This window comes from Pedobacter sp. MR2016-19 (assembly GCF_014947265.1).
Taxonomy (GTDB): domain Bacteria; phylum Bacteroidota; class Bacteroidia; order Sphingobacteriales; family Sphingobacteriaceae; genus Pedobacter.
This window is the reverse complement of record NZ_JADCNK010000035.1, coordinates 14,595-28,507: the sequence shown is the minus strand read 5'-3', so window position 1 is coordinate 28,507 and position 13,913 is coordinate 14,595. Positions and strand designations below refer to the sequence as shown.

At 38.6% G+C, this 13,913-nt stretch carries 10 protein-coding genes; all 10 read right to left on the bottom strand.

Annotated features, from left to right (window positions below):
- Positions 1–26 precede the first annotated feature (26 nt).
- Complete coding sequence (locus IM793_RS24205) at positions 27–1,415, bottom strand: amidohydrolase family protein (RefSeq protein WP_193426014.1); 1,389 nt, start codon at positions 1,413–1,415, stop codon at positions 27–29.
- Positions 1,416–1,445: 30 nt separating this feature from the next.
- Positions 1,446–2,225 carry a prolyl oligopeptidase family serine peptidase gene (locus IM793_RS24200; protein ID WP_193426012.1) on the bottom strand — a complete coding sequence of 260 codons (780 nt, stop codon included), beginning with the start codon at positions 2,223–2,225 and terminating at the stop codon, positions 1,446–1,448.
- Positions 2,226–2,429: 204 nt separating this feature from the next.
- Complete coding sequence (gene bglX / locus IM793_RS24195; RefSeq protein ID WP_193426010.1) at positions 2,430–4,727, bottom strand: beta-glucosidase BglX; 2,298 nt, start codon at positions 4,725–4,727, stop codon at positions 2,430–2,432.
- A 72-nt stretch (positions 4,728–4,799) separates the two neighbouring features.
- A complete protein-coding gene (locus IM793_RS24190; RefSeq protein WP_193426008.1) occupies positions 4,800–6,554 on the bottom strand; it encodes a discoidin domain-containing protein in 1,755 nt (584 codons plus the stop codon).
- 14 nt (positions 6,555–6,568) lie between these two features.
- Positions 6,569–6,970, bottom strand: coding sequence for a hypothetical protein (locus IM793_RS24185; protein WP_193426006.1), 402 nt, complete (start codon positions 6,968–6,970; stop codon positions 6,569–6,571).
- Between the two features lie 58 nt (positions 6,971–7,028).
- Positions 7,029–8,387: a glucoamylase family protein gene (locus tag IM793_RS24180; protein WP_193426004.1), complete on the bottom strand. Its 1,359-nt coding sequence runs from the start codon at positions 8,385–8,387 to the stop codon at positions 7,029–7,031.
- Between the two features lie 15 nt (positions 8,388–8,402).
- Positions 8,403–10,070 carry a glucoamylase family protein gene (locus tag IM793_RS24175; protein WP_193426002.1) on the bottom strand — a complete coding sequence of 556 codons (1,668 nt, stop codon included), beginning with the start codon at positions 10,068–10,070 and terminating at the stop codon, positions 8,403–8,405.
- 61 nt (positions 10,071–10,131) lie between these two features.
- On the bottom strand, positions 10,132–11,421 hold the full coding sequence (locus IM793_RS24170; RefSeq protein WP_193426000.1) for a M57 family metalloprotease: 1,290 nt from the start codon (positions 11,419–11,421) through the stop codon (positions 10,132–10,134).
- A 147-nt stretch (positions 11,422–11,568) separates the two neighbouring features.
- Positions 11,569–12,399 (bottom strand): LamG domain-containing protein, encoded by an 831-nt coding sequence (locus IM793_RS24165; protein WP_193425998.1) that lies wholly within the window; start codon positions 12,397–12,399, stop codon positions 11,569–11,571.
- Between the two features lie 19 nt (positions 12,400–12,418).
- Positions 12,419–13,909 carry a RagB/SusD family nutrient uptake outer membrane protein gene (locus IM793_RS24160; protein WP_193425996.1) on the bottom strand — a complete coding sequence of 497 codons (1,491 nt, stop codon included), beginning with the start codon at positions 13,907–13,909 and terminating at the stop codon, positions 12,419–12,421.
- Between the last annotated feature and the right edge of the window lie 4 nt (positions 13,910–13,913).

The window sequence follows — 13,913 nt, the reverse complement described above, 5'->3', positions numbered from 1 at the left end:
AAGACGCTAAGACCAGATGAAGTCGATTAATCAGGTTGAGCATTCATTTTTTTATACACCTTTCCGTCTTTGATAATTATGATTTTTGAATTAAAATTTTCGTAATTATCAAATGGATTTTTACTCCATAAAATAAGATCTGCTTTTTTACCCTTTTCTATTGAGCCTGTTTGATTTTCAATTCCTATTGCCTCAGCACCATTGTAGCTTGATATTCTGAAAATATCAATAATGTTGAATCCGTATTTTGCTAAAATTATTAATTCAGAAATATTTACCTTTCCGCCATTTGGCATGTCAGATCCTAATCTTATTTTAATCCCATTTTCTTGCATCATTTTAGCATACTTCATCATAATTGCAAAATTTTCTGTTAATCTCTTAAGTTGTTTTGGCGTAAGAGTTGTATCTTTTTTGTTGGTAAAATAAGTTGCTGCTATCTGTTCGTATAATCTATGAATGGTTGTTGAGATGGTTACTTTTTTATCTGAAAGGTTTTTTATTAAATTTTCTATCTCTGGTTTTTTATTTTCATCAATAAATCTGTATTGTTCTAAAAAAAAATCTAATAATTTGCTTTCGCTATTTATTTCTCCAAAGTTATCTTTAAATTGTTTGTAAACTTTTGCTTTATCTACATCACTTATAATAACACTATTGGGAATAGTCGCAAGATGTTCATAATTTGTTAATCCAATTTTTAATGTTTTTTTGATCGTTAAATATTCTGGACTAAAATCACCAATATGGCCGTATACTTTCATCTTCAAACTATCTGCTGTTTTTACAGCAACAGAAAATTCTGGTTCCTTTAAGCGATAGTAGAGTTTTAAATGACGAATTCCAAGATTGTAATATTCTAAGATTTTTTGCTTTGCTTTTTTTGCTGTTGCAATTTCTGTGTGGGCAATATATGGCACTCTATTTTCCTTAGAAATTAATGCACCGCCACTTATATAAAAATCAATATAGTTTGGGTTAGCGCTTTTTTGCCACTCTAAAAGCGGGGTAAGCCATTTTTCTGGTTGCCCCATTGTTAATACGGTAGTTGTTCCGTAAGGTAAATATTCGTTTGAAATTTTTTGCCGATAATGATTTAAGCTATCTTTATTTAAAGCAATCGGTGCTTTTTCATAATCACCTAAAACATCTGTGGGATGAATATGGGTATCTATAAAGCTAGGACTCACTAATTGACCTTTTGCATCTATGTATTGTTTGCCTTGGAATGAATTTGAACTACTTTCTATTTCTTCGATATATCCATTTGAAATAAGAATAGTTTGATTGTTTTTTATCTCTCCGGTTTTGATGTTTAAAACTTTTGCATTAGTAATAATGAGATCATCGTTTTTAATCGATTTGCATGCCAAAAATAGTGGGAGAATGAAATAGATTAAAACGAATTTTGTCATAAATTTGGCGATTTGCGAATTTTAGTCTAGCTATTTCTTATGCGAAAACAACCAAGGCAATAATTCCGGTTCGGCAAAGGCACTATCCCAGCTGTTGTGGTTTGCGTTAGGGTAAAGCGTAAATTTCACCTCGTCGCCAACCGTTTTTAAACGTTCAGCAATGGCAATTGAGAATGCCGGATCAACAATGTCATCTTTAGCACCGTGAAAGATCCACAATGGTGTTTTCTGGTATTTTTTAATGTTATTGGTATTATCGCCACCACAAATAGCAATAGCTGCAGCAAATTTACGGCGTTCTCTTCTTAACAGCTCGTAAGTACCCATTGCACCCATTGATAAGCCTCCAACATAAACCTGGTTTTTATTTACAAAAGGTTTTTTTAGAAAATCTTTAACCATTCCCTGCAGTGCATGCATTACTTTGGTGGGTTTACCGCCTTCAACAAAACTGATTTTTCTTTTGCCTTTGGCATCCTGACCAAAATTGGCATTGGCCCAAAAGTCATTCTGTGGACATTGAGGGAAAACTACAATGGCAGGGAAATTTTTGCGAACGTCACTTTTTAGAAACAGTTTTCCGCCATGAACCAGTTGACTGGCGTTATCATTACCTCTTTCTCCACTTCCGTGCAAAAAGAAAACGATTGGATATTTTTGGTCGGGATTAAAATTTTCTGGAAATAAAATCCTGTAGTAAATAGAATCCTTTCCTTTAATAAAACTTCCCCTGTCATATTTTTTTAAGTCCTGAGCGTTTAAAAAGAGTACAGAAAAAAGAATGCAAATGGTTAGAATAATCTTTTTCATCTGTTTTATTTATTAATTAGTTATTTATTGTTTTGTCTGGTATTACTGAGCTCGCAAGTTCGATTTGTTATTGTAGTAATGAAGCGCTCATCACTTATTTTTACCTGGTGTGTTTTTGTAACTCATGATCATTTCATTTAGCAAAAATAAAAAACCCTGGCTACTTTACAATAGCTCAGGGTTTATAACCAAACCTAATTGTCTTTATTTCAACGTGAAAGATGCTTCTTTTACATCGCGTGAATTTGTACCAATAAATACCTTGAAATCACCAGGTTCCGCAACGAATTTTAGCGCAGAATTGTAAAATTTAAGGTCGTTCTCCGAAATGTTGAAAGTAATGGTTTTACTATCTCCGGCTTTTAAATTAATTTTTTGGAAACCTTTTAGTTCTTTAACCGGACGGGTAATACTCCCAACAAGATCCTGAATGTACAATTGAACAACTTCTTTGCCGTCATATTTGCCTGTATTGCTTAAAGTAACGGATGCCGTGATCGATTTTCCTTTGCTCAACGTATTGGCGCTTAGTTTAACATCACTATAATTAAATGATGTATAACTTAAACCAAAACCGAACGGATATAATGGATCATTGCTTACGTCTAAATAGTTGGAACGGAATTTTTCGAACCATTTACCTTCAGCCAATGGGCGGCCGGTATTTTTATGTGCATAATACAAAGGCACCTGACCCACATTCTGAGGAAAAGTTGCGCTCAGTTTACCCGATGGAATAACATCGCCAAAAAGTACATCGGCAATGGCATTTCCTGCTTCACTGCCGGGAAACCATACATTTAAAATGGCCGGGATATTTTGCTGTTCCCAATTCAATGCCAATGGACGGCCTGTAAAGAGCACCAATACTACTGGCTTACCTGTTTTAGCCAAAGCTTTTAAAAGGTTTTTCTGTGTTTCAGGGATCTGGATATCGGTTACACTACTACTTTCGCCTGTAAATTCAGAACCTTCGCCAATAGTAGCTACAATAACATCTGATTTTTTCGCTACTTCTAAAGCTTCTTTAATCATTTCGGCTTCGGTACGTGGATCACGTTTGTATGTTGGGTTGTGGATGTTTACATAACGCTGCTCCATAGCAGAATCTGCCAGGAAATTGGCACCGCGAGCGGTTAATATTTTTGCATCGCTACCCAAGGCATTTTTTAAACCTTGGAGTACTGTTACCGACTTGTCAAAAAGCGCAGCAACACTCCAGGTGCCGTACATATTGGCTGTATTGTCTGCCAACGGGCCGATTAAGCCAATGGTGCCTGATTTTTTTAATGGAAGCAGGTTGTTGTTATTTTTCAACAGCACAAAACTTTCTGTTGCAACTTCGCGTGCCACCTGGCGGTTAGCCGGACTAAAAACCTCTTTTTCTGCTCTTTCCGCATTACAAAATTTATAAGGATCTGTAAATAGGCCCAATTTGTATTTTGCCTGAAGTACTAATCTGCAGGCCCGATCGATCTGTGCAATAGCAACTTTTTTCTCTGCCAGTGATTTTTTTAAAGTTCCTAAAAAGCCTTCGCCTACCATATCCATATCAACTCCTGCATTTAAAGCCAGGGCAGAAACAGTTTGTAGATCGCCCATACCGTGTGCAATCATTTCAGGAATACCGGTATAATCGGTTACCACAAAACCTTTAAAACCCCATTGGTTACGTAAAACATCGGTCATTAACCATTTGCTTCCTGTAGCTGGAATGCCATCAACTTCATTAAAAGAAGCCATAATGCTGGCTGCTCCTGCATCAACAGCAGCTTTGTATGGCGGAAAATATTCGTTGTACATGCGTACTTTGCTCATGTCGGTGGTATTATAGTCTCTACCAGCTTCAGCTGCTCCGTAAAGCGCATAATGTTTTACACAGGCTAAAATTTCGTTATTGGCCTGGAGTTTCCCCTGATAGCCTCTTACCATTGCTGCTGCAATTTGTGAGCCTAAATAAGCATCTTCTCCGCTACCTTCAGAAATACGGCCCCAGCGTGGATCTCTCGAAATGTCAACCATAGGAGAGAAAGTCCAGTTGATACCACTTGCACTGGCTTCAATCGCAGCTATACGGGCCGATTTTTGCACGGTTGCCATATCCCAGATACAGCTAACGCCTAAAGGGATTGGGAAAACGGTATTGTATCCATGGATAACATCCATTCCGAAAAGCAATGGAATTTTCATACGACTGTTTTCCACAGCTATTTTTTGGACCGCTTTGATCTTATCTACCCCTTTGATGTTAAATAAACCACCAACTTGTCCGGCTTTAATTTTTTTAGAAATGTCGCTGCTGTTGGCCTGTCCCGTGGTAATATCGCCAGAACTTGGCAAATTCAGCTGGCCAATTTTTTCATCAACAGTCATTTTCGCCATCAGGTTGCTGATGAAGGTGTTCATCTTCGCCTCTTCTGCAGAAACAGGTTTTTTGGTTTGTGCCGATCCGTTCAGTACAAACAGGGTTAAAAAAACAACCAGGATATTCGCTCTCTTCATTATATATGTGTTTTATTCTTTATTAATCAACTTTTATCTGGCACTCGTTTCGAACGAGCATGAGCATTTATTTTAATCAACTTTCTTTACCTCGGTTTTTACCGATACGCCGTTCTCGTTTATTGCTTCTATAGAAAAATAATAAGCTTTCTGGCTGTCCATTGCTTTAAACCAGTATTCATTAAAATCGTGGATCATGATGCAATTGTACAGTTTATCAGCTGCGGTACCGTAATAAAGGTTATAAGCAAAGGCATTATCAACAGGCTTCCATTTAATGTAGGCACTGCGCTTGTCTTTTTCTGTCCTTAAAACGATCAGATTTTTCACTTTTGTCGGTTTCTCACCATTTCCATTTCCAAAAACACGCAAACCACTAATGGCAAATTTTCCGGTAGGCATATGTATGTTTACCATTTTGATGAACCTGGTTTTTACTGGTTGCCGGAGTTCAATGTAATCATGCGGAACGTCCGTTTTATTCTGGCTTTTATCAACCAGGGCGCTCCACTTTTTTCCATCTGTTGACGAAAGGATTTTATATTGATGGTAAATTCCAGTCTGTTTTCCTAAAAATTCAGCATCCTGATCGGCATAATTAATCTGGATGGCATTAACGGTAGCAAGGCTTCCCAAATCAGTCTGGATCCATTCACCATTATTGGCTGTTTTGGCACTCCAGTAGGTTTTAATGTTTTCGTCAACCGCATTATTAGCATTAAAGCTTCCCAGGGTAGAAGAAACGGTTACCGGTTTTTTATAGTTGATGAGCATCCAGCCTGGGCCAGCAGGTCCGCCTTCTTTTCTTTCAGCCGGTAAATAAAGTGGATAATCGCCAAAGGCAGTATTCGTCCACATTACGTCGTCTTGATCAAAACCGGTAGGCCAAATCCCCATTCTGCGTTCCCAGGTATTTTTTACACAGATGATACTGGTAGAAATATGCCAGTAATTTTTGCTATTGTCCTGAAAGGTTGCGCCATGACCTGCACCACGTGAAAATCCGCCGCCTTTATAACTCAAAGGATCGGATTGTGGGGTTGTAGGCGTATCATAGAAAAGAGGTTTGGTACCCACTACCACGCCGTCTGAATATCCACTAAATTCGGTTCCCGGTGCACCGTATTGGAAATAATATTTACCATTATGTTTAGTCATCCAGGCACCTTCGGCAAAAGGATCAAGAAATGTATTGTCCATATATTCGCCAAAACGCTGCCATCCATATCGCCAGCTTTCAAGCAGGTACATTGGTGTGCGGGTGCCTTTTGGTTTAAAAGTTTTACGATCTAATTCTACACCGTACATGGGGTAGTTATTGCTGCTTCCATTGTACATATAAAATTTACCATCATCATCAGTGAAAAAAGAGGGATCCCAGCCACCAATTTCTAAGGAATCGACCAATGGAAACCATTTATTTCCTTTAGGGTCAGTACTGCCCCATAAGGTGAAGTTTTTGGTATAGGTGCTGCCAAAAACCACCATGGTATCACCTACAATGCCTACACCAGGAGCACAAAGTTCATCTTTGGTTTTATTCCATGGGCGAAGAAATTTTCGTTCGTGGAATTTCCAGTTCAGCATATCGGCGCTGTGCCAGTAACCCCATTGGTTCGTACTGAACAGGTAAAAATCGCCTTTATAATTTACGATTACCGGATCGGCAGTAGCGCGGTGCTTGCCCCATTCGGTAAAAGATTCGAAAGGCGTATAACCATAATCTACGTTGATGGGATTGCAATAGGTTTTTTGCTGTGCAGAAGCTGTAAACTTACCGCAGAGCAGGAGTATTATTAAAAATATTTTGAATAAATGTTTAGCCATTATTCGCTGTGATATTAATTAAAAATATTTATTCTGGCGCAGCTCGAACATCCTATCGACATGCCGCTAACGCTTAGTCCGGTAACATGCGATTGGTGCTCCCAGTAAACCCACATATCATGGGCGCCACCAGTTGAGGTTAATTTTACGGTATAACTGTCGCTGTTTTCTGGTATCTGTCCGATTACCGTTCCGTTTGGAGAATTGGGTTGGATAAAGAAAACATAAGCACCACCACTGGTATTATTTTCTAATCTTACATACACACCATCATTGGTTGAGTTGGTGGCCGTTACATTTACAGTAGCAAATTTTGCTTTTGTAGTTTTATGTTTAGCATTGGATATGGAAGTAAAACTTGAGTTTAGGATTACACATCCTATCATTGCTGTTAATATTAAAATTACTTTTTTCATGGTTCTGTAGATTTAATTTAAAATATATGGTGGCTAAACATTTATATACAACTCAATATTATGGCTGAAACTGGAAATCCAATTTCTTTAAACCATTTTGAACATCTTTATTTCCCATAAATAGCTTCCAAAGCAGTCCTGATCTATAGTTTTCGATCATCACTACCATTGGACCCTGATCAATGCCCAGATATCTTTTAGGATACCAGTTATCTGTTTCCGAAAAGGCATCATAAAAACCGTATTTGCCCCAAACCTTATCGCCCAAATCTTCATAAAGGTGTCTGATTACCTTCATCGATTCTTTTGGCGTGTAGGGGATAGATGATATGGCCGCGGTAGGGGAGATTACACCATAATCTTCCTGAAGACTATGAGCGGCATATCCTTTAACCGAGTAACTGGCTGTTAAACCCCAGCTATTTTCGCCGTAACCTTTAAATTTCTTTGGATTGGCTACACAGTAATCGTGTATGGCCAATGTTTGGTTTACGTTGTTCTGCCAATAATCGGCATAGCGGTCTTTCAATCCCTTAGGATTTAAACCTAAATATGAATAATGCGCCCAAAATAAAGGACCCACAGAATTTTTTGCACCCTGATAATCTAATGAAATATGATGTCCATAAAGATCGAAATCTGCTTTAATTGCTCCTCCTCGTGCCCAGCCTTCGTGATAAACTTCGGCGGGTATGGTATGAGTAGGGGAGGAAGCTGCCATTACGTACATGATTAAACATTCGTTATAGCCTTTTACCGGGAAGTTCATTTCCCAGTTATACTCTGGCGACCAATGCCAGTACAATACGTTTTGTCCGTTGCGGAACCAATTAAAATCAATACCCTTCCAAAGGTCATCGGCCTTTTTTGCCAATGCTTTTTCGGGTTCAGAACCATTTTTATAATATTCGTTGATACAGATTAAAGCCTGTGCAACAAATGAAGTCTCCACTAAATCACCTCCGTTGTCTTTTTGTCCGAATGGACGTACTTTTCCTGTTTCACCGTTTATCCAATGTGGCCATGCGCCATGGAATCTGTCGGCTTTGGATAGGAAATCCAATATTTTGTTTAAACGGTCTAATCCTTCTTTTTTTGTTATATAGTTCCTGTCAATCCCACTCAAAATGGCCATTAAACCAAAACCTGTTGCACCTGTAGCTACTGTGTTTTTATTATTTTCCGGATAAACATTATCAACATGGAAACGCTCCCTGCCTGCACCTGATGTTGGTTCGGCACCATCCCAAAAATATTGGAAGGTCTGTTTTTGCACCAGGTCTAATAGTTCGATATCGGAAAGATTTTTTTTAATCGAGAGATCGGGATTGTAGGTCTGTTTTTCACGCTGTGCACAAGATGATAGTGTGGAAAGGGTAAATGATACTAAGAGGAGGTTTCGGAATATAAATTTCATTGCTGATGTATAAGGTTAAAGATTGGGGCCGCTAAAACCAAGATTTTTCATGCCTGCTTTAACTTCAGGGGCCGACATAAATAAGTTCCAGATTAATTTGGTTCTATAATTTTCGATCATCACCACAATCGGTCCCTGATCTATCGCCAAGGTAGAAGAGGCAAACCATTGATCTTTTAGAGAAAATGCATCATAAAAACCATAATCTCCCCAAGTTTTATTGCCCAATTTGTAGTAAAAATATTTTAATGCCTGCATCGATTCAGTTGGCGTGTAAGGGAAAGATGATAAGGCTGCGGTAGGGGCAATTACACCAACATCGTTGCCCGGCGCACTTGCCGTGTACCCATTTGGTATGTCACTCGCTGTTAAGCCCCAACAATTTTCGCCATAACCATAGTTGCCAAGCGGATTAGCTTTACAATAGTTATAATTGATCTGCGTATGTGCCCTGGTTTGTGTTTCATAATTGGCATAGGCATCACTTAAACCTGTTGGATTGATGCCTAAGAAAGAATAATGCGAAAAAAATAACGGGCCACCATTGGCCGTGCCTAAAGGAAGCTGAACACCATAATAAGTATTCCCATTTTTCATTGCTCCATTTTGAGCCCAGCCGGTATCATAAACACTTTTAGGGATCGATGAGGTAGGAGAGGCTGCAGCCATCACATATGTGATTAAACACTCATTCCAGCCTTTAATAGGCAGGTTCATGTCCCAATTATAATTAGGGCTCCAATGCCAGTAAAGGGTACTACTGTTATCTTTTCTGTACCAGCTCCATTCCACCCCGTTATAAATAGCATTAATATCTGCCCTTAATGTAGCTTCTGCTGCATCAGTTCCGTTAAAGTATTGGCGGGCTGTAATTAATCCTGCCATTAAAAATGAAGTCTCTACAAGGTCGCCACCATTATCTTTGGTACTGAAGGGAATTACTTTTCCGCTATTTCCGTCCAGCCAATGCGGATAGGCACCATGAAAGCGGTCGGCAGTTTTCAAAAAGGATACCATTTTCTTAATCCTCGCTAATCCATCAGCCCTGTTGATAAAATTCCTGCTGATGCCCGTAATCAAGGCCATAATGCCAAAACCAGATCCTCCGGAAGTTACGGTATTGCCAGATGTATTTCTTTCCCTCGCAAGGCCGCTGGTCGGGTGTGCAAAATCCCAGAAATATTTAAAAGTCTGTTTTTGCACTAAAGTTAATAGTTCATCATCGCTGATTCGGGTAAATTTATCGGCATCATCTACAGCGGTGATCAGGTTTACTGCAACCGGCGATTGAAGTTTGCCGCCCGTTTTTGATGATAAATTGTTATTAATGTTTAAAATATATTTAGTAATGGGCTGCAATGCCGTAGCGGTAATTACAACCGTATTATCGTTGTTCTCTAATTTGGATGTGAATGTGGCCGGATTTCCGGAAGCATCGGTCAGGGTAATATTGCCACTTATAGAGGTGGAATTAATGGGGGATGAGAATGTTATTTTTATGCTAGGGCTATTGTTTAAGCCATAATAGGTAAAACCGCTGTAAGCATCGTTTACCTTTAAATCGCTAAAAGCGAATGAGGATGGTGTAACAGGTGGGTCAACGGGTGTTGGCGTATCGCTTTTTTTGCACGCGAAGAGATTTAATATAAAGATGAATGCAAGTACATTTTTAAATTTTGACATTTAGCTAAATTATAGTTTATAAAGAGGGCCAGTAACCCTCTCCATAAACTTGTTTTATTTATTAATTAACATATATGCCTTCTGCAGGAATGCTTACTGAACCCTGAGAAGTGTAAACAACTACGGCTATTCCATAATAGCCTGAAGAACTAACAGAAACAGTACCTGAACTAGAGGTTGCAGTGCTATAGGTTACTACTCCAGTTTGATAATTTCTTAATTCAATTGTAAAATAATTAACGCTTGTTGGGCGTATAATATTTACGGTGATTGTTCTATATGATGAGTTGCTTAAAGTAAATTTAGGTTTTGTACCACCACATGTACCTACGTAGTTGGCATTAGCCTGGCCTTGACTTGCCAATGCATTCGCTGCTTTTTGATCTGCATCAGCCTGCGAAATCTTTGAACTATAAGTGCCTGCTGGAATGCTAAATGGAACAACATCTGGGGTTCCTGTACTACAGTTTGTTTGGGTAAAGTTTTGGCTAACTGCGGCATTATAGAATATTGGATATAAGTTAATCAATGCCAATTTATCTTTAGCAGATAAATAGGCTGCTCCAGTACCACACTGGTTTCCATTCATCAGAGAGTTTGCGTCTGTTCCGCCTGCATTGGGTACATCAATTGCCGTAACGGGGGTACCGATAAGATCAGTGCCATTTTGATATTCTCCATTTGTAGACCAGTTTGTGTGTCGGAAACCAATGGTATGTCCCAGCTCGTGAGTAATTGTTCTTTGCCTTTGATCGAAGCTATTACCAGAAATATAACTTTTATTTATTTCGACTAAATCACCTGCTTTACCATTTAATGGAAAGCGGGCTCTCCCACACCCACCAGCTCCTAAATCTGCATCTTTAATCAAGATATCGTAAGAACCACTAGAGACCACACTAAAAGAAATCCCTGAGGGTTCGTTGTTCCATTGGCCTATTGCCGAATTGATTTCGTTAATCATGCTATTAATGGATGGATCTACCATAATCCTAACATTGATCCTATTGGTTTGATTTACTAAAGAACCACCATAATACTGCCCAATTTTATGGTCATTAATAGATGGTATTGACATTTGGCGATCAGTTAATACCAGATTACTTTCTACTTTTTGACTTTTATTGATGGGGATTTCCATGTTTTTAGCGAAGGTGATATCGCCATCTACAAGGTATTCGTTTCCAATGTCTTTAATCGAGTTAGCAGAAAAGCCTAAACTCTTGATGTAGGTGAGCACTGCATCATTTTTTGTTTGAGAAGGTTCAACATTTTCATCGGTTTTTTTGCAAGAAAATAAACAGAAGACCGATAAAATAATTAAGGCGTAAAATTTTAGATTTTTTTTCATAATGATGGTTTTTAGTTTTTATTGTTCAAATTATTGATGTTTTAGTTGCGATCATTTTCTTTTTATGGTTTAAAAGATGTTAAATGTATTTTAAATAGGGCCGCTATGTGGCGGCCCTGTTAATTTCGCCTATAATGGGAGAGATAATTATTTTCCCCTTCCTTCTAATTTTGCAATTGAGCCTATTTCTGCATCAGATAATGCTTTGTTAAAGATTTTAACTTCATCTAACTGACCAGTTAAAAAACTTGCCCATGGCTCATTACTATGGCTGGTTGTTTGACTTGGAGTTGTCATAAATTGTGTTGTACCAAATACTAAATTGCCAGAGTTAACAAAGTTTAATGGACCTGTTATGCCTGCGAGTGTGCCAGCGCTTACTCTTGAACCATTAACATATACTTTAACCATAGATGTAGTTTCATCGTATGAAACCGCAAGGGCATTCCATTTATCGAAAAAGTTAACCACATTGGCAACGGCGTAGGTTTTATCACCAGTACCATTGTTAGTGAAAACAAATTTTAATGTGCCATTTAGATTGGTACTACCGTTTTCAATAAATATTTCTAGGTTTCCCCAAAATTCAGATTTGTTAGAAAGGCTAAACAACGCGATAATGCCATTAGATGGAGGTGGGGTATTAACCCATTCGTTAATGGTAAAACTTTTTAAGCCTAAAACTTTAGCTGAAGGAACACTTAAAAAATACTTATCGGTTCCACCCTGTAGAGATTTGCCTTTAACACCCGTACCAAAAGTAGTTCCGGTGTTGGTGCCATTTGTATTAGTTACACTATCGATTAAGCTGCCATCAAAAGCCCAGTAAGCCACAAGGTTTGTTGCAGCAACTTGTTTTGAACTTGTGTATCCACCGATGTTTAAATCCGGGGCATAACTGGATGGATCAAATTTTTTCTGGCAGGATGATAATCCCAAGGCTACAGCTGCCATCATTATAAAATATTTTGTTTTCATTTTTTGTTAAATTATGAAGTTAATAACCTGGGTTTTGCGTTAACGTACCCGCACTTTTATCGATTTCGGTCGAAGGTATTGGCCAAACTTCGTTTTTGCCAGCTTTCCATCCTTTAGGACCAAATACTGTGGCTGCACGGCCTTGGCGAATCACATCAAAATAACGATCGTACTCCATAGCCAATTCTAAAAATCTTTCCTTCCAGATGGCTTGGCGCAAAACTTCTTTATCAGATGTAGTTACATCAGGAACAACTCCGGCTACACCACCGCGGGCACGAGCACGTACACGATTTAACGATGTTTTGGCTAAGGTTACATCTCCTTGCTCGTTAGCTGCTTCTGCGTTCATTAACAAAACTTCAGCAAAGCGAAGTACCCTTACATTTTGTTGTGCACCTTGATTAAAGCCTGAAATGATCTGGTTGAAGGTTACGTATGCTTTCTCATTGTACATTGGGTTAGCAACACTCTGCGAAATCGGATCACCCTGTGGCGTAGTTTCTCCCCTATAAAGTATTGTGCCATTACGCCTTACATCACCAACTTCATAAGCTGCATCTAATGTTGCGGTAGGTACATTAAGGCCATAACCTAAATCGGGTGTGTTACCTCTTGCTCCTTGGATTTGACTATACTGTGAAGTAGCAGAACCTGAAATACTAGGGATCAGTTCGCATTGAATTTCAAAAACCGATTCGATATTGTTTTCGTGATTGGTTCGGAAACTCTCCTGGTAAACAGGATAAAGGTCATAACCCATGGTCATAACGGTGTTGGTTAAAGATAGTACCTGTGCCCATTTTTGTTGATACATAGCTACTTTTGCATGTAAAGCCAATGCAGCACCTTTGGTTGCTCTGCCTAAATCGGCTGCCGGATATGCCTGTGGTAATGCTGCTGCTGCGTCATCTAAATCTTTTTCGATGGCCGCCCATACCTGTGCTTTAGGTGTTCTTGGAATATTAAATTCAGAAGCATCCTTTGGTACGTTTAAACGTAAAGGTACATCACCATAAGCACGAACCAATCTGAAATAAGAATAGGCACGTACAAATTTGGCTTCTGCCAAATACCTGGTTTTTAGTGTGGCATCCATGTTTATGGCAGGGATATTATCCAATACCTGGTTGCATAAATTTATATTTTGATATTGGCCGGTCCAAAAACCCTGTAATTGTCCTTCGGTTGAAGAAACAGTGAAATTATCGTAATCATTATAATATGTTGCATCATTTGGCGCACTACCTTTTTCGGCATCATCTCCAGCCATACTTTCAATTGCTATTGCAGAAAAGCCTGTATTTTCGTTACTACGCAGATTAGCATAGATAGAATTAACCGCTTTTGTGGCATCATCTTGCGTTTTCCAGAAAGTAACTGCAGGTTGTTGTGCCTGAGGATCTACATCTAAAAAACTTTTTTTACATGCAGGCAATACGAATAGACCAGAACATAAAGCAATAAGTCCAATCTTTTGTATGTAATTATTTTTATAATTTATTTTCATTGCT

Excerpts from the sequence above, each read along its gene's own strand:
- IM793_RS24205 (WP_193426014.1), bottom strand. The coding sequence starts at position 1,415 with ATGACAAAATTCGTTTTAATCTATTTCATTCTCCCACTATTTTTGGCA.
- IM793_RS24200 (WP_193426012.1), bottom strand. The coding sequence starts at position 2,225 with ATGAAAAAGATTATTCTAACCATTTGCATTCTTTTTTCTGTACTCTTT.
- bglX (WP_193426010.1), bottom strand. The coding sequence starts at position 4,727 with ATGAAGAGAGCGAATATCCTGGTTGTTTTTTTAACCCTGTTTGTACTG.
- IM793_RS24190 (WP_193426008.1), bottom strand. The coding sequence starts at position 6,554 with ATGGCTAAACATTTATTCAAAATATTTTTAATAATACTCCTGCTCTGC.
- IM793_RS24185 (WP_193426006.1), bottom strand. The coding sequence starts at position 6,970 with ATGAAAAAAGTAATTTTAATATTAACAGCAATGATAGGATGTGTAATC.
- IM793_RS24180 (WP_193426004.1), bottom strand. The coding sequence starts at position 8,387 with ATGAAATTTATATTCCGAAACCTCCTCTTAGTATCATTTACCCTTTCC.
- IM793_RS24175 (WP_193426002.1), bottom strand. The coding sequence starts at position 10,070 with ATGTCAAAATTTAAAAATGTACTTGCATTCATCTTTATATTAAATCTC.
- IM793_RS24170 (WP_193426000.1), bottom strand. The coding sequence starts at position 11,421 with ATGAAAAAAAATCTAAAATTTTACGCCTTAATTATTTTATCGGTCTTC.
- IM793_RS24165 (WP_193425998.1), bottom strand. The coding sequence starts at position 12,399 with ATGAAAACAAAATATTTTATAATGATGGCAGCTGTAGCCTTGGGATTA.
- IM793_RS24160 (WP_193425996.1), bottom strand. The coding sequence starts at position 13,909 with ATGAAAATAAATTATAAAAATAATTACATACAAAAGATTGGACTTATT.